The following is a 20,449-nucleotide window of genomic DNA, read 5'->3' on the forward strand; positions in this document are numbered from 1 at the left end:
GGCGGAGCTCATCATTATCAAAATCGCTCCCATGGCAATCATTGAGAAAGACCGGTGCAGCCCTATCAAGTCGTCTCCGGAGAACGGACTCTCCAGCGCCGGTTTCAGGCGGCCAACAAGTGTCAAGATCGGTGCGCAGAGGATTAATATCGCACCCCAAGCAGGGCTTGCGAGGATGTCCCACTGTGTTTGAGCCAGATCAATCATGGCGCAAGACATGGCAGCCATGGCTAGTGCACCAGCAAGGGCGGGAATGTCCCTTGCCGTCGGGAGCACACAAATGACGACGAGGACGGAGCTTAAGACCATCAGCATGCACAGGAAGGAATACATACTTACCTCCGGTCATTTCCGTCTTAAGGGGCGGGCGGGCTGTGTGGGCTAAGGCGAATTGGAAAGCACTGCGCGGATCCGCTGAGCCATTGTTGAAACCTCCAGCGCATCTACCAGATGTGTACAGTAGGAGCCGTCGGGGCCAATCACGTAAGTGAATGCCGTATGGGGAAGGGTGTATCCGTCAGGCATTGACGAGTCCTCCGTTCTCTTTACAGAGACGTTGAAGGCGGCCCGGAGGTCCTCTATCATGTCCGGTGCGCCGGTGAGGCCTGTGAATCTGGGTGCCGCTGATGCCAGGAAGTCCCGAAGTACTTCCGGAGTATCCCGGTCAGGGTCAACGGTGACGTAAAGGGGGACGAATTCTTCGGCGTTCGGGCCGAGTTCTTCAAGGACCTGGCTGAGTTTTCCGAGAGCCCGGGGACAGACCACTTGGCAGTTCGTGAACCCGAAGAACATCAGCAGCCACTTGCCACGGAAGTCCTCCTGTGAGGTTTTCTTGCCGTGGTGGTCTACGAGGTCGAACACGGGAAGGGTAGTGGGTTTCATGAGGCCTTCCAGGTGGGTGTGTGGATGGTCAGTTCCTCGAGGGTTCCGGGTCGGAGGTGAATGCGCAATAGTCCGTCCTTGTGCGCCAGTCGGTCCTGCTCGAGCGGCTGCTCTGCTCGAGTGACTATGAAGTCGCCGGGAACGTTGGAAATCGCCAGGCTGGGGTCCCCGTCTCCCGCCGCCTGAGCTGTCAAGTGAAGTTGGCGGCTTTCCCTGTCAAACCATGCGGTAGTGATGTCGATCCCTGAAGTAGCAGAAACCACGAGGGGCTCCTGGAAGTGGGTTTCGTCCCACGGTTCGTTGTAGAGCGACCACAGCCCGTCAGGGATGTTCAGTCGTGCGTAGGCCAGTAGCGTGTTGCCTGTCAGCGGTTCCACGAGCGTGCGGTTGCCGGCAGCGTCGGTAGCTGTATCGTTCCGCGGGTAGTGGAGCGCCCCGTGGTGCCAGGTGGGGTTCATGTAGCGGTCCGCGTGCTTTAGGAGCCCTTCGAGGGTTTCGTGGTCGCCCATTTCGGAGGCCCACGCAGCAACCCAGCCGAAGTCATTTGTGTCATTGACAACTTCCTGCCCCATCACCTGCCTGGCGGGAGGAAAAATGACAGATACTTCCCCGTCATCGCCCCGGGTAATCAAACGGTCGCGTTGACTCGGATAGTTGCTATGGACGAACTCGCGGTTCCATGAGTTCATAAGGGTGCCGCACCAAGCATCCACCCAGGGCGATCCCATTTCATTGGGGCGTACTACCTTGCTGTCCTGGAAGAGCATCACTTGGTAGTGGCCGTTCTTGTCCAAGCGACCATAATCACGCCACGCGCGCTCATAGCCGGCCACCACGTCCTCTGCCAGACTACCGCCGGTGAGAATGTCGTGCATTCGGAACCCTATGATCGCTGGCTGGTTGCAAATTTGAAAAATGCAGTTAGGTTCGCAGGCGATCCCGATATAACCGCTTTTGACCATGTTCCAGTACAGAAGATCAGTGAGAGAGTCTTGATCGTAGGAAAATTGCTTGGGTTCTCCTCCCCAAAAGAACGACCAGTAATTAAGCGATAGGGCCTCTGGTTTGGCGTACTTGTCGTCTTGAAACAAGACGTTGTACATCGCGACCATGGATTGCACATACGCGCTGTACATGATGTTGTCCTCGGCGATGGGATCCCAGCGTTCTTGGAGCTGGTCGCTTAGGTGCGCATTGAACACAGACCCGCCACGACTGACGTCGCGCCAATACAGCCAGACTTGAGGCAGCAGGATCTTACGGATGAGACGATCGAAGGTGTCTTTGAATACTACTGGGGCGTTGGGAAGTCGATGGCGGTGGGCCAGCGCGAGTGCATAAGACGCGTAGGCGATTTGGAAGCGGTAGCCACCAAAGTCTTCCTGTCCCGTAGATCTTTGTTGCATCCCGGACCAGTCATTCGGGAGCTGCTTGGCCAGTGCCTGAATGTGCTTTAGATGCCCGAGCTGGGCTTCATCCAGGCCGTCTAGGTGGGCTGATGTGGACGGTGCCATTACTTTCTTCTTCCTGAGATCGAGTCTTGTGGCTTTAGCGAACCGACTGGACCGTCGCTGAGGCGGGTGACGACTTTCCGCAGCCCAATCCGGTCGATGAACCTTCCCAGGAAGGGAGACGTAATCGCTGCGGCGATGGAGCAAGTGGTCAACGCCGCAGAGATCTGCCCGCGTGTCCATCCAAAGTCCTTGGAAATCGGGCCCATGAAGAAGCCCATCGTCGTCATAATCAGCGGTCCCACGGCTACGGTCAAGGCGAGCATGCTTCCGCCACCGACCCACCAAGGGCTTCTTGTGATTCTTGCAATGGCCATCAAATATCCATTCGTATGCGTGCGCTGACAGCACTGTCAGCGGTTAGCGTGTGGGGGCGTACCTGCACCAATTACAGGATTCGCGAGGGTGAATCTAGATCTTCGAAAAAGTTAGCGGATTCGAAAGTGTTCCAGACCACATGTTCCGTCTAGTGGAACCGCCCATGGCTTCCAATTCTGCCGGGCGAAGATGGAAGGTTGCACGGAGGAGGAAGAGACCGCTGGCCGCCTGGTGCAATTGCCAGCGAGGAGCAGCGAGACCGCTCAACGGGACGCTTCCTAAGTCCCAAGGGGGAGTGGCGCTGCAACGCTACCTGTCTTGGGGGAAGATGATCTCGGGATAACTATCCAGGCGAGCAGAGTAATCGGCGGTGATGCGCTCGATGGCCGTTGTCAGAGCCGCTACGAGTCCCGCATCGATTTGACGGGATGAGGCAATTCCGAGGGAGATGGCCGCGACCGGAAACCCTGTGGCGACGATCGCCGCGCCTACGCACGTTAGACCGTCGTAAGCCTCGTTCGCCGAGACGATAATCCCGCGTCGTCGCACTTGTCGAAGCTCGGAGATTAAATCGTCAGTCGAGATCTGTCCGTCACCGAGGGCACCCGGCAAGGTTGCGGGCAGGCTCCTCCGGAGCTCTGCGAGGTCGCTCCGCGACATGATTGCCTTACCGGCTGCGGTCAGATGGGCAGGGAGTTTTTGTCCGATCGCAACTGTCGGCCAAGAACAATTGGTGGGAGTAAGAACCTCAACGTAACGGACATCTAGGTGCCGAAGGACAGCGAAATGAACCGATGCGCCCGTAACCGCGCTTAGTTCCATCATGTGTCCGAGGGCTAGGTTTCTTACCAGACTGATCGGCGCAAACGATCCAATGCGAAGCATCTCAACACCGATCTTGTAGCCCGAACGGTGTTTCTCTAGCGCGCCCTCGGCAATCAGGGTTGCTATGAGCCTGTGGGCTGTCGACTTCGGCAGGCCCGTCTTGCGGGCTATCTGGGTAAGCGATTGGACGGGAGTCCCTTCGAAAGACCTGAGCACTTTGAAGGCGCGCGATAGGAGGGATGAATCTCCGACGCTATCACTCCCGAAGCTCGGTAGAGGGTCTTGAGAATGAGACCGCATATTTCTGGCACCTCCCCTGCTCCGTGCGAGTACTTAGTCCTGAAACTGGGCCGATTCAGACTAGCCCACGAAGGGACAGACGGCGGTAAAATACCGAGTCGGTGCATTGCCGCCGCTGTTACCCGTTCTCCCACAATCAGTATCCCCTCACAGTTCCAGCTGGCCGGGAACTGTGAGGTCCTTCGACTGCAAACGCATGTCTTTGATTCCAAGGAAGGCCGATGTCTGACAGAAAGGGGCTGCCTTCCGCCATTACTAGCCGATGGAGATTGCTCCGTCGCTGGGGATCAAAGTGCTGGAGCACGATCCGGTCGCGTGTTCCTTCGGACAAATTTCCTAAACGGGTCTGGAGTGCCTGCGCCGTCCCTACTTCCGCTGCAATATCCGCCTCGATAATGGCCAATCTAGGGTGGCGGTAGGAAACCGAGGAAAAATGTGGCAAATGATGGCAGCGGCCGGCCCCCTATGCCAAGCACTCCCCTGCCTATTTCCAAAGGCCGATAATTGACCTTCCGTCAACCTGCCGCGGTTCCATATATGGCATGTCAGCCTTGGCGGCGGGGGAGTGTCTAGTCCAGCTTGGCGTGGCGCAGGTATTGGTAGACCGTTTCCCTGCTGATTCCGTAGTCCCGGGCCAGGTCGGCTTTCGGAACACCGCTGCCGGCGCGCTGGGCCAGTTCGGCCGCTTGTTCCGGTGTGAGGATCTTTTTCCGTCCTTTGTAGGCGCCCCGCTGCTTGGCCAGGGCGATGCCTTCCCGCTGCCGCTCCCTGATGAGGGAGCGTTCGAATTCAGCGAAAGCACCCATGACGGAGAGCATGAGGTTGGCCATGGGGGAGTCCTCACCGGTGAAGACCAGGCTCTCCTTGACGAACTCCACCCGCACCCCCTTGCGTGTCAGGCCCTGGACGAGCGCGCGTAAGTCGTCGAGGTTGCGGGCGAGCCGGTCCATGCTGTGCACCACGACAATGTCCCCGTCGCGGGCGAACCGCAGCAGTTCTGTGAGCTCCGGCCTGGCTGTGTCCCTGCCGGAGGCCTTGTCCGTGAAAACCCTGTCAAGGACTTGGCCTTCGAGTTGGCGTTTCTCGTTTTGATCTAACGTGCTCACGCGCACGTACCCGATCCGCTGTCCGCTCACCCGTGCCTCCAACCCTTCTACTGTCAGGTTGAGTTCTAGGCTCGTACCAGAAGAAAGTCAAGGCCTACTGCGCAGGATCGTCAGGTTAGCGTGTGCCTCAATCTTGATAGGCCTATAGCGTCCCGAAATTGTCGTCCACCTCTGCCCGTAGGAGCACCCTGCAGAACGGCCGGCTGGCTATTTGATACTCCGCGTTTCATCTTGGCTCGAACCTCGGGGTTCAGTGTTCGCCAAGCGGCGAAGCCGCTCACGCGCAGCCTGCTCACTTGGTGCCATTCGTCCTAAGGCAAGATGTACGACGCCGAGAGTGACCCGGGTGGCAAAATTTATGGGGAGGGGAATGGGTCCGAGCTGGGGACTCTTCAGGCCTAGCAAGGACCGGTACTTCGGCTCAAGGCTGGTCACTGCAGCGGCAAAAAGCATCCGGTAGCCGACCCTGAGCACCGGGTGTAGAGGTGGATTACGAATAAACGCTACGGTTTCTGCGACCCTTTCATCAGAACAGAGCTCGCCGTTGTCATACCACCGGTCCAATTGCTGACGCATGTCCTTCTCACTGAGCGGCGGGGACTCTACGCCCATCAGCAAACCGGCGCGGGACCACTCCCGCACATAAGCATCCGGTCCTCCAGGAATGCGGCCTCCCCATAATTTGTGAGCGGTCAGGAAGGCATCGGCGAAAGCGATGTGGACCCAGCGGAGCAATTCAGGATCATTTGCCGCATAGGAGCGGGATCTGCCGGAGCCATCCAAGTATTCGCCGCGTACGTGTTCATGGAGACCCCGTACCCAGTCGGAAGCTGCTTGCGCCGCGTCCGTCGAGCCATAGGAGACAGTGAAGACCCATTGGATAGTCCCAGCCAGGCGGCCCAGCGGGTCTTCCCTGAAGCGGGAGTGATCATGCACTCCCGCTAAAGCCCCAGGGTGAAGCGCTTGCATTAGCAATGCCCGAATTCCAGCAACGATCGTTGGCATACCACCGTGCACCGCCCAAACGGCCGAACCCGGCAGAAAATAGCCCGCGTCATCACCATCCGCTAGGCGAGTTACCCAGTCTGGGACAGCATCCGGCGTCCCCGTGAAGGTCCGTTTCAGCTCTCCCTGCCATTTCCCAAGGAAGTTGTACATGCCCCCATCCTTTCCAGCCCGCTCGTATTATCTCTTATGTGTACGGGCTGTCGGTCAGGGAACGGATCTGGCGCGACAAGAGGGAACCGCGCCTCGGTGTTCGCGCACGGGATCTCCTCTCCTCATGACCCTCGCGAGCAGCTGGGCGCGCGGCGCCGCCCTCGCCGATGACGAATCGCTCGAGGTGGCTCACATCCAGCCGAAGAGACGGGAAGCTCCATTCGCCGTGACCCTTGGCGGTGGGATTGGGGCAACGGCAGCGGTTTCGACCGGTGCAAGCGCTGTTGTCGGTTTTTTGGTCTTCATGGCCAGTTCGGGGAGCCGCTGTGGTTGCATTCGTGAGGGTGATGTCTGGCATCACCGCTTGTCACGCGAGAATGCTTGTTTCCCCAGGTGTCCTCACCTTGAATAGTTCTAGGACGTAGATCACGACCGTCCACCTCGTACACGCGTTACGTTTTCTGCCGAAGTGTTCCGCGGCCAAAGGCGGCCCGGCATCTGGAATTTTGTGGCCGGATTGCGCCGCGTGTGCCGGGACGAGCCAAGGAGACTTTTTATTATGGTAAGTGCTACGCCAACCACGCAGCCGACGGCACGAAAAGAAGAGACCCCGGCCGCCATTGATGGTGCGTGGGATCTCACGATTCGCCCCGCGGCGGCTCCCGCGCAGAAGCTTGTGGTGAACTTTTCCAGTGACGGCAGCTCGGTCTCTGCGGAGATGGAAGGTCCTTTCGGCCGCGCCGTGGGTCAAGGCATTGCCTCTGACCGTGACGTCTCTTGGACGGTGACCCTTGAGGGCTTGCCGGGGCCGTCGCGGTTCCGCGCCGACGTCGATGGTGATGTGTTGCTTGGCGACATGACGGTCGAGATGGGTGTCTCCAAGATGACCTGGAGTCTGGAGGGTGTCCGTAGTGGTTCTGAAGCCCGGATTAAGTCGCGGGAGGGTTCAGATGCGCTCGTCGAGACGCTGGTTTCGAGCGGCGTCGAGTACGTGTTCGGCTTCACCGGAGGGGTGTCGACAGCACTGGAACGGAGCTTCGCCGGAAGCGGCCTTAAAGACTTGAACGCCCGTACCGAGCTGTCGGCGGCATGGATGTCCTATGGCTATAACCGTGTGAAGCGGCGGCCTGCCTCGGCCGTGCTCACTTGGGTCGTGGGAGCTCTGCACGCATCCCCCGTGGTGCACGCGGCGAAGCTCGACACGACACCGCTGCTGATGATGTTCATGGAGAGCGCGGCAGCTTGGGATGCCCGTGATGTCTTGCAGGACGGCACCGACCTTTATCCAGCGTTCAAGCCGTTGTCCAAGTACATCAGGCGGGTTGTCGATGGTGAGGACATTCCCCTGGTCGTTCGCCAGGCGGTCCTCGCGGCCGGCACCGGCAAGTTCGGGCCGGCGGTGCTCGACCTGACGCAGGAGGCGATGTACCAGCGGACGACCGTTAAGACAGAGGCGCTTTCGTGGCCCTCACCGCCGGCCGCTGACGAGGACTCACTGCAGCGCGCCGTAGACCTAATCAAGTCCGCAAAAAGGCCGGTGATCCTGGCCGGTGCAGGCGTGCACCTGTCGGACGCGACCGCCGAGTTGCGCCGCTTTGTCGAGGCCACGGGCATCCCGGTCGTGTCAAGCGGCCCTGGCGGGCGCGGCGTCCTTCCGGATGACCACCCACTTTACGCCGGGGATATGGGCCAGTGGGGCTATTTCGAGACCGGAACGGAGTTTGCTGAAGAGGCCGACCTCTGGATTGCCGTCGGATTCTCCTTCTCGCAGACAGCGACAATGTCCTGGACCGTCAAAAAGCCCGATCAGGTCATCCACGTGGACGTCGATCCGACGCAGCTAGGCCGGATTTTCCAACCGACGGTCAGCATTGTCTCGGACGCTAAGATGTTCCTTGGCCAACTACACCGCGCTACGCAGGTTTCGGGCCTGAATCGACCTGCGGAAGGCGACGCGGACACGCTCGCAAAGATCGCTCAGGCCAAGAGCGCCCACTTTGAAATGCTGCGCTCCTTCGTCGGGGCAGACCCAATAATGCCCGCTGCCGTTGGTCAAGCCCTCGCGGCGGAACTTCCTCCCGAGACCATCATCGTCAACGACGAGGGCTTCATGGCCCCAGGTATGGTCTTCACCGAAGACAAATATCCAGCAGGGTTCGCCTCTCCGCTTGGGTTCCACTACGATTCGCTGGGATCGACACTGCCGGTGGCAATCGGCGCAGCACTCGCCGCGCCCGACCATCTGGTCGTCAGTGTCGGCGGTGACGGTGGCTTTTTCTACGACCTCAGCGATCTGGCAGTGCTTGCCGAGAACAACCTGAAGGTCATTTGTATCAAGTTCAACAACGGTGGTCTGTACGGCGGTAAGACCGGTCGTGCCCAAGGAGGCACCGCCGCTGTCCCACACGATCACTGGACAAACTACGCCGACGTGGATTACGCCGGCGTTGCCAGGGCAATGGGCGTAGCCGCTGAGCGTGTCGAAAAGGCAGATGAGCTGAACGCGGCAATTCGCCGGGGCGTCGAGGCGGACGGCCCATACTTCATCGAAGTCGCAGCAGGAGGAAGCACACTGCACCTCATTCTGAGCTCATGGGCTGGTCCGAACGCGCCGCGCAAATTCGGTCATGGCGATCGATCCGTCGAAGGCTCCTGGCCGAACTAAAAACCAGCACCAAAGCCCAACCGATGACCACGTACCAGAACGAGCAACGATTGAGGCCCCTGGCTTCCCCGGCGTCCTGCAAGGCGCCGAGGAGGCCCGCCCGTTCACCAGCAGCGGCATCGAGGCCAATCCTCATCCACCTTGACGCACCTCACTGGCTCACGCCTGCCGCGATGCCCAACCCGGCGGCAATCCCCTTGACCAAAAAGGAAACCCGCCGAGGACACCAACCTGATATCCATGAGACGCGTTAACATCAACCCCTTCTCAACGGACTCATGGTGCCGACGGCTGTCGCGCCAGTAGCTCATAGTGGCGCCTGAGCTTCAGTTTCGCGAGCGTCAGGGTGGGGGAGTCGGCGAAATAGAAGTCCTATCCCGCGAAGCGACTCCGTGTCGATGGGTGTTCGACGGGAACAATCACTCTCGTGCAGTGACCTAGTTGTCACATAATTTCACTGAAAAAGGAGCTCAGCATGCGTGGGTTAAAAAACAAGGTAGCGATCGTAACCGGTGGCGCCTCCGGAATCGGTGCCGCCACGGCGAGGCGGCTGACGGAGGAAGGTGCCCTCGTTGCGGTCGCTGACATCAATGTCAACGGGGCGCGTGAGGTCGCCAACGAGATCGGGAGTGAAACAGCGTTTGCATATGATGCGAGGGACGAGGCTTCGATCGCAGACCTTGTGGCGGCCGTGGTTGCGCACTTCGGCAGACTGGACATCTTGCACAATAACGCCGGGGCGTTAAGCCCGGGCGACACGAACGTCCTGGACACCTCGCTGGAGACGTGGGACGCCGCGATGGCGCTGAACTCCCGTGCGTACTTCGCCGGCGCCAAGCACGCGATTCCCCACATGATCTTGAGTGGTGGCGGCGTGATCATAAACACGGCGTCCAGCTCGGCACTGGCCGGACAGATGGCCCAGACTGCATACGGTAGCTCGAAAGCGGGGATCATCGCGCTGACCCAATACATCGCTACGCAGTATGGTCGGCAAAACATACGCGCCAACTCGATCTCCCCAGGCATAATCATGACACCACCCATCCGCAAGATGGCGCCTGAGCTGGGCGCGACCATGGGCCCCACTCTTCTGACTGATTACCTTGGTGCTCCCGAGGACGTAGCCGCGACAGTGGCATTCCTAGCATCAGAAGACGCGCGCTACATTACGGGACAGAACCTGTGTGTGGACGGCGGGCTGTTCGCCCATGCCCCCTACGTCACCTTCTGATTGTCCCAATGCATTCCCGGCCGAAAGGACCGGCGTCACAGCCTAGGCCTACCGGCGGCGCGGACGAAAGGATCTTGGACGTTGAAAGAGAGCACCGGCGGTGTGGAGCGGAGCCAAACCCATAGGGTCGCGCCGACGAAGCCAGACCGGAGCGGGGCGAGGATGGAATGAAGGTTTGGCGGCACGGCGGCAACCTCCTGCTCGACCTCGAGCCATGCAACGCATGAAAGGGTAGCCAGCGCACCGCTAACTTCTCCCGAAGTCGCAGGGCCGGTTCCAAGTCGAGGAAGGCTTCGCTGGGCCTACGGCTGTATCCCAATTCGGCGTTGGCTAGATTGTGCCTATGGAGCGCGACTTGCCCAACAATGACAACGAGAGTTCCTGGCTCGAACCACAAATGCCGGGCCGGCCGGTAGTAGGGAATTTCCGGGCCATGAGCCCCAGACTCAAGCAAAACAGTGAACGGCGATGCGAAAGGCGGTTCCATGAGAGACCATGCAGATTGGAAGGATTTGGCCGGACGGCAGGTCCAGGTTCAGATAGGAGACGAAATTATCCGCACCGGGTATGTCAAGGACGTAGCCGTTACTGGGGACGCTCTCTGGCTGGAAGTCTACGGTGTCGAACCTCGAACCCTGTACGAAAAAACGCAGGGCTATACGGCCCTACCCGTGCCACCCAGGGAGGCAAGCAAGTCATGAACATGCAGCATGTGGAACCCATCGAAATCAAGGTCCGCGACAGATCCTCGATGGACTACTGCATTACTGCGGCGGTCGACCGCATGATCGAGAGCGCCAAACGGCAACGGACGCGCGGCATCCTGGTGAGCCGTCTCGGAGACGGGCACTTCGTCGTCAGCCTCAGTGATACAGTCTCATTTGGCTACACGGAACAACTAGATTTCCGACGCCAAACCGCCTGACTGAATGCCGGAACTGTTCACGCCCTTCCATCCACTCGGACCCAAAGTTACTTATTGGAGACACTCCCTAGGCGCTTTCCGGTACATCTCTGCGCATTCACGAGGCGCGCGGCGCAGGTCAGCTGCGGGTCAACGATATGCGCCTCGACGAGTCCTTCGGCGAGCGTAAGTGCTTCTCCTCGGGCGATCATCCCGGCTTCGTGCACCAATCCCTCGGTGGCCGAACCGTTCAACGTGGCCGGCAAGTCCGGGTGTCATCGATAACGTGACCCCTTTCGGGTGCTGCCGGACGCGATTCTTCAGGTTTTTGGCCGCTGCAAGCGCTGTTGTCGGTTTTTTGGTCTTCATTGCCAGTTCGGGGAGCCGCTGTGTAATTGTATTCGTGAGGGTGATGTCTGCCATCATCGCTTGTCACACGAGAATGCTTGTATCCCGAGGCGCACTCACCTTCAATAGATATAGGACGTAGATCACACCCGTCCACCCCGCACAAGCGTTACGTTTTCTGCCCAAGTTATTCCGTGGCTAAAGGCGGCCCGGCATCTCGAATTGTTTGGCCGGATGCGCCACGTGTGCCGGGAAGAACCAAGGAGACTTTTTGATATGGCAAGAACTACGCCAACCGCGTCACCGACCGCACGAAAAGTAGCCGTTGCTACATTCGTGGGCACAACAATTGAGTGGTACGACTTCTTTATTTATGGAGTTGCCGCAGCTTTTGTATTCGGTCCTCAATTTTTTCCCGCTCTATCTCCCACAACTGCACTTATAGCCTCCTTCGGAACCTTTGCAGCAGGATTTATTGCCCGCCCTGTGGGCGGGCTTTTATTCGGGCACTTCGGCGACAGGCTAGGACGCAAGCAGACTCTCGTTTCTCCCTCCTATTGATGGGCATCGGGACCTTCTTGATTGCCCTATTGCCGAACTTCGACCAGATTGGGATCGCGGCGCCAGTGCTGCTGGTTACGCTGCGGCTTATTCAGGGACTCGGTGTGGGGGGTGAGTGGGGCGGTGCCGTCCTGATGGCGGCTGAGCATGCCCCGCCTGGCAAACGCGGCTTCTATTCCTCGTTCCCACAGATGGGGATGCCAGCTGGCATCATCTTGGCAAACCTGGTTTTTCTGGTTATTAGCTCCGTTCTCGCACCAGAACACTTCGCGGCCTGGGGTTGGCGGATCCCGTTCTTGTTTAGCGCGCTTATGGTAATTGTTGCCTTGTTCATTCGTATGAACCTTGAGGAAAGCCCGGAGTTTGAAAAGCCAAGCAATGCTTCCACAACGCGTCGTCTGCCGGTTTTGGAGGTCTTGCAGACAGGGTGGAAGAGTGTGCTCTGTGGCATGGGCGTCTCACTGGCCCCGTCAGCGCTAGGTTACTTGTTCTCTGTGTATCTTCTTTCCTATGGGGCACAACTCGGGTTAGATCGTCAAGTACTTCTCATTTTGTTGATCATCGCGTCCGTTTTCTATCTCTTATTTGTGGGCATTTCTGGAAAGATTGCGGACAAGGTCGGGGCCGTTCGTATATTTACGATTTCTATGATTCTCTCCACCGTTGCGGTCTTCGCATGCTTCTGGCTGTTCGACACAGTGACAATTGCTGGCGCCTTCATGGCGTTCTTGATTCTCACGGTACCGATGGGCCTATCCGCGGGTGTGCAAGCGGTGATCATTTCTGGGTCATTCCCTGTGCGTTTACGATACACAGGCTCTTCCCTGTCATTTCAAATGGGTTCTGTTCTCGGCGGCGGTCTGACGCCTATGATCGCGACTGCTATTTACGCGGCGACGGGCTCCTCCCAAGGTATTGCGATCTACTTGGCTGTCATGGTGATCGTGTCTGCGTTCAGCGTGCTGATTCTGTCTAAGATTTCGTACGCTACAGAGGTGGGTGACGCCCGAGAAGACATAGTCTTGGCGAGTCCCAAGCCTGAGCACGGGAACGCCTAGTTACAGTCATTTCATTTCTGCATGTCGGCGTTCCGACCGGATTCGGGCCACGACTTGTGAGTGCGGTGATGTTCGCTTGGTGGGTGTGCGATTGGTTCTGGAGCCGTCCTCGTATTAATGTTCCGTGATCGGGTACTTCCCACTATCCTCGCGGTCCCGATTTACCAAAGGTCCTGGCCAGAGGCGAATAAGTTAGGGCACGGAAAAGTGCACCCGTCGGGCGGTTGTGGATTCAATTGACCGCCCGGCGGTTCCGTTCTGACGCGTCTGATGCCGTGGCATCGGCCGACCACGTGGGGAGTCGTGTTTAGGCACCTCGGGGCAAAGGACGGGAAGTTCGATTGTGTGTTTCTGGTTCTCAGCTGCAATCTGCCGGAAGCGCAGAAGACACCATGTTTAACTCGCACATCCGCGGGTGCGTCCAGGGGCGGGATCGCCGTCATCCGATTATCTGTTGAGGACGCTTTTCAGACCGACAAAGGTGACTCCTCGACTTCCAGGAGAGTCGATACACCCGCGGGCACTGGTAGGCCGGCTTGTCGTTGCGAATCCGAGGCTTTCTCGCCTGAGGCAAGGCTAGGCGCAGGGAACTAGAAATTGGGCAGGAAAGCATTCGTGGTGCTCCAGCTCGGACATCCGGTCGCCCGCTCATAACCCGTGTGGCCCGGACAAACCTCGCGGATTAACCGCTGCCAATGCGTGCAGGCTGGCTGCGGCAGCACAGCTACCGGAAACGGCAAGGATGAAGTGAACTCGACGGCAATGAGAAACGGCGTTCGTCAGCGCGGCTGCTGGCGTTTGCGTAAGCGGAAGGTGGGATAGCTATTGCCGAGTTGTGTTGGGATATACGCGGCCTTCGGCAGTGCATGATCAGATCCGGCACGTGCGGCTCAATTGTTGGAACCTAGTCCCAGATGTTGCTTGAACGGAGAGCACCGTGAGGAACCTATACGGGGTTGATCTTAACCTGCTCGTAGCTTTGGAGGCGCTGCTGAACGAGCGCAACGTGACACGTGCGGGTGAACAGTTGGGCGTGAGCCAATCCGCGATGAGCAACACGCTCGGACGGTTGCGGCGTTTGCTTGATGACGACATTCTTATCAGGGTCGGACGAGAGTGGCAGGTGACTCCTCGGGCAGCTTCCCTGCAGGAGCCGCTGTCTCGTATGCTCGCTATCACCCGGGAGGAAGTCCTCGGTCATCTTCCTTTCGATGCGGCCTCCTCGCGGAGACGTTTCCGTATCGCCACGGCTAACGCAGCCGCAGTATTGCTTGTCGCTCCCCTGGTAACTCGCCTGATGCGCGAAGCGCCAGGGGTAGTCATTCAGATTGAACCCATCGGGCAACCCCGAAACGAGCTCGTGGAGCGCCAAGGCATTGATTTGGTTTTGCTTCCTGACACGTACGGCATCACCCACCCCAACCAGCAGGTCCTTTCACTGGAATGGACGTGCGTTGTTGACCGCGACCACCCATTCGTGGGCTATCGGTTTGACGCTGACTCATTCAAGAAGTTTCCGCACGTGGTGTATGAGCATCATGGGATGGCAACTAATGCCCATTCCTCCATCATTGCCGCAGGCCTTGGGAATGATCAGGTCATTGTCGACGATTTCGTTGTGATTCCCTTTTTGATTCGAAGAAACAGCCTGGTGGGCCTGCTCCAGGACAAGCTCGCTGAAGAGTTCACTCGTGACGGCAATTTCAGGACTGTCGCTCCACCTCTTGAATTGCCCTCCGTGCGCATGCACATGTACTGGCATGCCCGCAACGACAAGGACCCAGGCAATCGATGGTTGAGATCGCGGTTCCTTGAGATCGGCAATGAAATCATGAACCCTTCCGCCTAAAAGGCGCCCGACAGGGTGAGGCTGAGTCTGGGAGGGGTTATCAGAGAGCACTTGGTATCTGTTCCAGCCATGGTTGGCATTCACACAAACCGTTGGTGCTGCTGGTCCTCTTTGAAATAGTTTAAAGATATCGAAGTGGAGTGCCGTCTTCTGGCGACGCCGGTATATCGATGTCCCGACGATCCAAACGCTGATAAGCGCATTAACCGGATATTGTCCGGAGGAGCCAACTATGCCATTTTCTACCAAGGCTGGTATTTTCACAGCCACCGATGAACAACTGATTGCTGCCCTAGAGGACGCGGACTTGCCTTCGTTGATTCCTGCTCTGGCACATCTCACCGGGGACATGAGCTTGATACACCGGGAGGAACTGCGTCCCAAAATTCATGTGGAAGGAGCTGCCCTTGCACCCCAGGGTGGTCTCTCAATCGAGGAGCAGCAACTCGCCAGGGAACTTGCGGCCCAGTCCATCAAAATGCACAGGAATTCGGAAAGTGCTAGCGAACGCACCGATGAAATCGATCAGTTGCGTCAGCTTATCCGGTTCATCACGGGTGAAGTCGCAGAAGACTACGAGTCCCTGCTGCTGCATGAACTTGGACTGGGAGAGAGCACTGCTCCCCCCGCTTCCCCTGTACCAGTCGACATTCCAGAAGACTTCTCCGTGATGATCATTGGAGCGGGCATGTCCGGTCTACTCGCAGCTCATCGCCTGCATGCAAGTGGTATTCCGACTATCATTGTCGAGCGAAACACTGACGTCGGGGGCGTATGGTTGGAGAACAATTACCCGGGATGCAGGCTTGACACAAATAACTTTGCCTATAGTTACTCCTTCGCTCAGAAGAGCGACTGGACTCATCAATATTCCACGCGCGATTCAATATATGCTTATTTCCAAAATGCTGCCGATCGCTTCGGGCTATATGACAAAATCCTCTTTGGAACTGAAGTGGTGTCGGCGAAGTACGATGAAACCCGTTGCCGCTGGACTGTAACGACCCGTTCTGAAGACGGCGGGGAGCAGACTTATGAAACCAACGCTGTCATTAGCGCAGTCGGTCAACTGAACCAGCCGTCTATCCCGAACTTTTCTGGCAAGAACACATTCGGCGGAGCTTCTTTTCACACGGCACGCTGGGATCACAGTGTCGACCTGAGCGGAAAACGAGTCGCGGTCATAGGCACTGGGGCGAGCTCCTACCAGGTCATCCCGGAAATCGCGGAGCGAACAGAACACCTTTATGTTATGCAACGCACTGCCCCCTGGGCCCTGCCGGCCCCTGCATATCATGAAGAATTGCGTCCGGGACTGAAATGGCTTTTTGAGAATATTCCTGACTACCATCGATGGTTCCGTTTCAATCAGTTTTGGATCGCGGTTGATGGGATGCGGCGGTTCGCAGTTGTCGACCCCGCGTGGAGCCGGCAGGATTCAGTTTCCCAGAAGAATTACGATTTGCGAAACGCCTTGGAAAAGCACATTTCGTCCCAGTACGTTGACCGGCCCGACTTGTTGCAAAAGGTAATTCCGGATTATCCTCCTTATTCAAAGCGCATGCTGCGTGATAACGGCGGCTGGGCGCGGACTCTGCAGAAGGACAATGTGTCGCTCATAGGCGACAAGATCCTAGGCATTACGGAAAAGGGAATCATCACTGAAAACGGAGACGAACTTGACGTCAATGTAATCATTTACGGCACCGGCTTCAAGGCCTCGAAATTCTTATCTCCAATGCAGATCGTTGGTCGCGACGGAGTGGACCTTCGCGAGTGGTGGGGTGAAGATCCTAGGGCTTTCTTAGGCATCACGGTTCCCGGTTTCCCCAATTTTTTCTGCCTATATGGGCCGAATACGAACCTGGTGTTGAACGGGAGCATCATCATGTTTTCCGAACTGGCGATGAACCATGTGATGAAATGCATCGCATCGCTGGCGTCGAGGGAGCGGGGAAGCCTGGAGCCCAAATCCGAATCGTTCCTCGAGTACAACATGAGGATCGACCGCGGCAACGAGCAGATGGCGTGGGGAATAGAAGGCGTGAACAACTGGTACAAAAGTTCATCGGGGCGGGTATCACAGAACTGGCCCTTTAGTACCGTCGAATACTGGCGCCTCACAAAGGACTTCCGAGAAGAGGACTATGTCTATGCCACTCCCGACGGGAGCGGACAAGAAGCATCCGATGCTTGTAAGGAGGTCGTGGCGTGACGGCTCCGCCGCTGGAAGAAAAGTGGGCCTTCGCCGGGTCCTTTCGTACACGCTACTTTGAGGGCGGTCGGTACGACGCTCCTGTACTCGTGCTACTGCACGATGGCGCTTGGGGAGGAAGCGCTCCTGTAACTTGGGGAGCCCTGGCTCCGCTCTTGACGCAGGACTACCGCGTGATAGCCCCCGATCTTCTTGGCTTCGGGGGCACTGATAAGGCTGTGTTCTTAAGCGAATCACCCTACGATTTCCGGATCCGGCACATCTTCGATCTCCTCAAAGCCCTAGATGTAAAAGGACCAATTCATCTGATGGGCAACTCCTTTGGAGGCTCGCTAGCCCTGCGTGCGGCAGCCCAACAATCTCAGTCGAACGCAGAAATTTTCCAAATACGGTCTGTTGTAAGCGTTAACGGGTCAGGTGGACCCTGGCGCACCGACCTGGCACTAAGTGAGTTGGGCCGCTGGGATGGCACCAAAAATGACCTGTCCAGGATTGTCAGTCTCCTAATCGACGACGGCCCGCACTTCGCCGCTCAAGTTGACCTCAGAGTTGCTGAAGCACAAAAGAACGGGCACTATCGAGCAGTTAAAGCAGCAACGATTCCGTTGCCGGAAACTTTGCGAGTTCCACGGTCCGATGAGGAGTGGCCGAGTGCTCTAAGCAACAGCACGACTCCGATCCTGCTTATAGGAGGTTCCCGCGATCCTCTCCTTAAACCGGAATGGATGCAGAAAATAAAATCAGCTGTACCGAACTGTGAGTCTAGCGAACTGGACTGCAAGCACGCTCCTAACATTGACCACGTCGATGAACTGATGGCGGTGATTACTCCTTTCCTAAGCCAGCAAACGAACTCGCAGCTCATCCGATAACGCGAAATTTTTATTTGCCTCGGGTCAAGCTCACAGTCTGATGTCCGCGGCCACAGGACTCTCTGATCGGCGCTCCAGGAAAAAAGAGACGCGATGCGTCCCACCTCGACCGCTCACGGCAATACCGCGCTGTGGAGATGGCTGACTTGATCATCGCCGAGGGCTGGACTGGATTGGTCTCTTCCAGTTCTGCAGGCGACCGGTCAAGGAGTTCCTGAACTTCAACCAGACCTAGACCCAGGGAAGCACCGACTAATGCGCCTCACCACACTACGCACCCCCACAGGAAACGTCGCCGTCCGCCAAGATGGGAACACTTACACCGAAATCCTCGGCTTCGCCGACGTCGCAGAGCTGCTCCGCGACCCCAACTGGAAAGCGGTTGCTAATGCGGCGGCCGGACCCGTGCACCCGGTTGTCGGCGCAGACCTGGCCCCTGTGGTCACCACCCCGGGCAAGATCATTTGCGTAGGACTTAATTACCGCAAGCACATATTAGAAATGGGCCGGGACCTGCCGCAGTACCCAACGCTGTTTTCCAAGTACCCGGAGACGCTGATCGGCCCAAACGACCAGCTCGAACTGCCGGCCGAGGACAAAGCGATCGATTGGGAGGCAGAGCTGGCCGTCATCATCGGCAAAGCCGGCCGCCGCATCCCCCAGGAGGAGGCGCCCAGGCACATCGCCGGCTATTCCATCTGCAATGACATATCCATGCGGACCTGGCAGTTCCGTACGAAGGAGTGGCTGCAGGGCAAGAACTGGGAAAAATCTACCCCGCTGGGTCCGGTGCTGGTCACCACGGATGAGTGGGCCCCTGGCGGCACTATCCGCACCGTCCTAGATGGGGAGGTTATGCAGGAGGCCTCTACCGGGGACCTGCTCTTCCGACCGGAGTTCCTCATCTCATACATCTCCACAATGATCACATTGAACCCGGGCGATGTCATCATCACCGGCACCCCGGGCGGGGTGGGACGCGCTCGGACCCCCGAGATGTACATCACCGAGGGGCAGACTTTGGAAACCAGCATCGAGGGCATCGGTACCTTGGTCAACCGGGCCGTCGACACCGTAAGCTCGGCCGTTTAGATACTTGCACTACTTTGCAGTAAGTCCGCGCGCTCCGGCCTTTTCCCCAGAGCTCGGGCCGCGCCTACCGCACGGCCCTGTCTAGCCCCAACGGTTGGGCCGCGCCTCAACTTATCCTAGGAGACCCTTTATGGCTGCGCGCCAAGACCTGACCGACGACCATACCCTGTTGACTGAACTGCTTACGGTCCGCCGTGGGACCGCATTCTTCAGCCGCCACTTGGCCATCCTCGCTGACTCTGAGCTTGACGGCCCCTCATTGTTGCCCGGCTGGAGTCGCAGGCACATCGTGGCCCACGTCGGCTATAACGCCCGGGCGCTCACTCGGCTTGTCGAGTGGGCCAACACGGGCGTGGAAACCCCGATGTATTCATCGCCCGAGGCTCGGGACGAGGAGATCGAGGCCGGGGCCACGCTGCCTGTGCACGCCCTGCGCCACCTGCACGAACACGCGGCTATAACACTTGACGTCACCTGGCGCGACACTCCGCCCCCGGTTTGGGCCCGCGAGGTCAAAACTGCCCATGGGCGCGCCGTTACGGCCTCGGAAACGGTCTGGATGCGCACCCGCGAAATCTTGGTTCACACCGTGGACCTGGATAGCGGCGCCTCATTCGCCGACTTCCCGGTCCACGTCAACGAGCGGCTTCTGACCGACGTCGCCGCGACCTGGAGGGCCCGCGGCCAGGATAGAGGCTTGCGCTTGATAATCACCGGAACCCCTAGCACCACGAGGCCGAACACTTCGGAATGGGGCGACTTTGACGCCGTTGACCCTGAAATCGTCTCAGGCACCCTGCCGGCACTTACCGGCTGGGCCCTAGGACGCAGCCGCGACGGCATAAGCTCCAGCCGGCGCGATCATCCGGTTGCTCCGCGCTGGATTTGAAGCAGAAACCTCTTGCCAAGTGAATTTTCCGAGTCTGATTAGGGCCTGCCCTGCCTAATTAAATCCCAAGCTCCTTTGCGTCTTAGGCCAAGCCAGGACACAAGCCAACCCACTCCTGCTGATAACTTGGGCGTGATCGCTGGGTATTTTCTCAAATAGGTCCGCACGGGAGTCAGGTTTCCCTTGGCACTTTAGGCTCAATTCCTCTCGCCAGTGCCAGGCAATGATGCGCATCTTGGGACCCTTATCGACACGAGTCCGTCACTTGCGAAGCAATTTTAGGCGCAAGGGAGCATCCCACTTGTTCCTGGGATGCGACCGGCCCCGCCTCCACAAATCCCTTTTCACGCACGCATTTGAACCGGAACCGGTAGGCGCTTTGGACGTGGAGCGGTATTCCAGCAGGCCCCCTCAGTCAGCGACGTGTGCGATGAAGGCACCGCACACTTGTGATGCATAACCGAACCGGATGCGTACCGCGACAGCAATAGGTAGGCGCCTCAGCGGCTCTGACCCGCCCAGATGCATCAGGCGTATTAAGATGCTGTCCATCCCGTAGACCGCGTAGCGGCGCACTGCTCCTCAGCGGCCATTGCGGCGCTCGAGGAAGTCGAAAAGTATGCCACTGCAGCTGATACCGACCTCGCACGGTCGTCGGTCGA

16 protein-coding genes are annotated in these 20,449 nt (G+C 58.2%); 10 read left to right on the plus strand and 6 right to left on the minus strand.

Annotation, left to right across the window (positions count from 1 at the left end; all coding sequences use genetic code 11):
- Nucleotides 1-381 precede the first annotated feature (381 nt).
- The 6 genes from FBY31_RS22155 to FBY31_RS22180 all read right to left on the minus strand — a co-directional run bounded on the left by FBY31_RS22155 (nt 382) and on the right by FBY31_RS22180 (nt 6,100).
- The gene (locus FBY31_RS22155; protein ID WP_142045949.1) at nt 382-882 is read right to left on the minus strand and encodes an SCO family protein; all 501 of its coding nucleotides are present in this window, start codon (nt 880-882) and stop codon (nt 382-384) included.
- On the minus strand, nt 879-2,396 hold the full coding sequence (locus FBY31_RS22160) for a linalool dehydratase/isomerase domain-containing protein (RefSeq protein WP_142045951.1): 1,518 nt from the start codon (nt 2,394-2,396) through the stop codon (nt 879-881). Before FBY31_RS22160 ends, FBY31_RS22155 begins: the two co-directional genes overlap by 4 nt.
- Complete coding sequence (locus FBY31_RS22165; RefSeq protein ID WP_142045953.1) at nt 2,396-2,710, minus strand: MFS transporter; 315 nt, start codon at nt 2,708-2,710, stop codon at nt 2,396-2,398. The genes FBY31_RS22160 and FBY31_RS22165 overlap by 1 nt, the downstream gene beginning before the upstream one ends.
- 310 nt (nt 2,711-3,020) lie before the next feature.
- Nucleotides 3,021-3,836, minus strand: a complete 816-nt coding sequence (locus tag FBY31_RS23885; RefSeq protein WP_142045955.1) for an IclR family transcriptional regulator — start codon at nt 3,834-3,836, stop codon at nt 3,021-3,023.
- Between the two features lie 569 nt (nt 3,837-4,405).
- Nucleotides 4,406-4,972, minus strand: coding sequence for a recombinase family protein (locus tag FBY31_RS22175; RefSeq protein WP_142045957.1), 567 nt, complete (start codon nt 4,970-4,972; stop codon nt 4,406-4,408).
- A 177-nt stretch (nt 4,973-5,149) separates the two neighbouring features.
- A complete protein-coding gene (locus FBY31_RS22180; RefSeq protein ID WP_142045959.1) occupies nt 5,150-6,100 on the minus strand; it encodes an oxygenase MpaB family protein in 951 nt (316 codons plus the stop codon).
- Between the two features lie 559 nt (nt 6,101-6,659).
- On the opposite strand from FBY31_RS22180, the gene FBY31_RS22185 reads away from it, so the two are divergent.
- The 10 genes from FBY31_RS22185 (at nt 6,660) to FBY31_RS22235 (ending at nt 19,787) form a co-directional block, all read left to right on the plus strand.
- Nucleotides 6,660-8,765, plus strand: a complete 2,106-nt coding sequence (locus tag FBY31_RS22185; protein ID WP_142045961.1) for a thiamine pyrophosphate-binding protein — start codon at nt 6,660-6,662, stop codon at nt 8,763-8,765.
- A 475-nt stretch (nt 8,766-9,240) separates the two neighbouring features.
- Nucleotides 9,241-9,999 carry an SDR family NAD(P)-dependent oxidoreductase gene (locus FBY31_RS22190; protein ID WP_142045963.1) on the plus strand — a complete coding sequence of 253 codons (759 nt, stop codon included), beginning with the start codon at nt 9,241-9,243 and terminating at the stop codon, nt 9,997-9,999.
- Between the two features lie 712 nt (nt 10,000-10,711).
- Complete coding sequence (locus FBY31_RS22200; RefSeq protein WP_235013253.1) at nt 10,712-10,924, plus strand: hypothetical protein; 213 nt, start codon at nt 10,712-10,714, stop codon at nt 10,922-10,924.
- Nucleotides 10,925-11,527: 603 nt separating this feature from the next.
- Nucleotides 11,528-11,812, plus strand: a complete 285-nt coding sequence (locus FBY31_RS23615) for an MFS transporter (protein WP_160142515.1) — start codon at nt 11,528-11,530, stop codon at nt 11,810-11,812.
- The gene (locus FBY31_RS22210; RefSeq protein WP_142045969.1) at nt 11,812-12,870 is read left to right on the plus strand and encodes an MFS transporter; all 1,059 of its coding nucleotides are present in this window, start codon (nt 11,812-11,814) and stop codon (nt 12,868-12,870) included. The genes FBY31_RS23615 and FBY31_RS22210 overlap by 1 nt, the downstream gene beginning before the upstream one ends.
- A gap of 937 nt (nt 12,871-13,807) precedes the next feature.
- Complete coding sequence (locus tag FBY31_RS22215; protein WP_142045971.1) at nt 13,808-14,719, plus strand: LysR family transcriptional regulator; 912 nt, start codon at nt 13,808-13,810, stop codon at nt 14,717-14,719.
- Nucleotides 14,720-14,951: 232 nt separating this feature from the next.
- Complete coding sequence (locus FBY31_RS22220) at nt 14,952-16,934, plus strand: flavin-containing monooxygenase (RefSeq protein WP_142045973.1); 1,983 nt, start codon at nt 14,952-14,954, stop codon at nt 16,932-16,934.
- A complete protein-coding gene (locus tag FBY31_RS22225; protein WP_142045975.1) occupies nt 16,931-17,806 on the plus strand; it encodes an alpha/beta fold hydrolase in 876 nt (291 codons plus the stop codon). Before FBY31_RS22220 ends, FBY31_RS22225 begins: the two co-directional genes overlap by 4 nt.
- Nucleotides 17,807-18,061: 255 nt before the next feature.
- The gene (locus FBY31_RS22230) at nt 18,062-18,898 is read left to right on the plus strand and encodes a fumarylacetoacetate hydrolase family protein (protein WP_142045976.1); all 837 of its coding nucleotides are present in this window, start codon (nt 18,062-18,064) and stop codon (nt 18,896-18,898) included.
- A 130-nt stretch (nt 18,899-19,028) separates the two neighbouring features.
- A complete protein-coding gene (locus FBY31_RS22235) occupies nt 19,029-19,787 on the plus strand; it encodes a maleylpyruvate isomerase family mycothiol-dependent enzyme (protein WP_142045978.1) in 759 nt (252 codons plus the stop codon).
- The last annotated feature ends 662 nt before the right edge of the window (nt 19,788-20,449 follow it).

The organism is Arthrobacter sp. SLBN-100 (assembly GCF_006715305.1).
GTDB lineage: Bacteria > Actinomycetota > Actinomycetes > Actinomycetales > Micrococcaceae > Arthrobacter.

Excerpts from the sequence above, each read along its gene's own strand:
- FBY31_RS22155 (WP_142045949.1), bottom strand. The coding sequence starts at position 882 with ATGAAACCCACTACCCTTCCCGTGTTCGACCTCGTAGACCACCACGGC.
- FBY31_RS22160 (WP_142045951.1), bottom strand. The coding sequence starts at position 2,396 with ATGGCACCGTCCACATCAGCCCACCTAGACGGCCTGGATGAAGCCCAG.
- FBY31_RS22165 (WP_142045953.1), bottom strand. The coding sequence starts at position 2,710 with ATGGCCATTGCAAGAATCACAAGAAGCCCTTGGTGGGTCGGTGGCGGA.
- FBY31_RS23885 (WP_142045955.1), bottom strand. The coding sequence starts at position 3,836 with ATGCGGTCTCATTCTCAAGACCCTCTACCGAGCTTCGGGAGTGATAGC.
- FBY31_RS22180 (WP_142045959.1), bottom strand. The coding sequence starts at position 6,100 with ATGTACAACTTCCTTGGGAAATGGCAGGGAGAGCTGAAACGGACCTTC.
- FBY31_RS22185 (WP_142045961.1), top strand. The coding sequence starts at position 6,660 with ATGGTAAGTGCTACGCCAACCACGCAGCCGACGGCACGAAAAGAAGAG.
- FBY31_RS22190 (WP_142045963.1), top strand. The coding sequence starts at position 9,241 with ATGCGTGGGTTAAAAAACAAGGTAGCGATCGTAACCGGTGGCGCCTCC.
- FBY31_RS23615 (WP_160142515.1), top strand. The coding sequence starts at position 11,528 with ATGGCAAGAACTACGCCAACCGCGTCACCGACCGCACGAAAAGTAGCC.
- FBY31_RS22210 (WP_142045969.1), top strand. The coding sequence starts at position 11,812 with ATGGGCATCGGGACCTTCTTGATTGCCCTATTGCCGAACTTCGACCAG.
- FBY31_RS22220 (WP_142045973.1), top strand. The coding sequence starts at position 14,952 with ATGCCATTTTCTACCAAGGCTGGTATTTTCACAGCCACCGATGAACAA.
- FBY31_RS22230 (WP_142045976.1), top strand. The coding sequence starts at position 18,062 with ATGCGCCTCACCACACTACGCACCCCCACAGGAAACGTCGCCGTCCGC.
- FBY31_RS22235 (WP_142045978.1), top strand. The coding sequence starts at position 19,029 with ATGGCTGCGCGCCAAGACCTGACCGACGACCATACCCTGTTGACTGAA.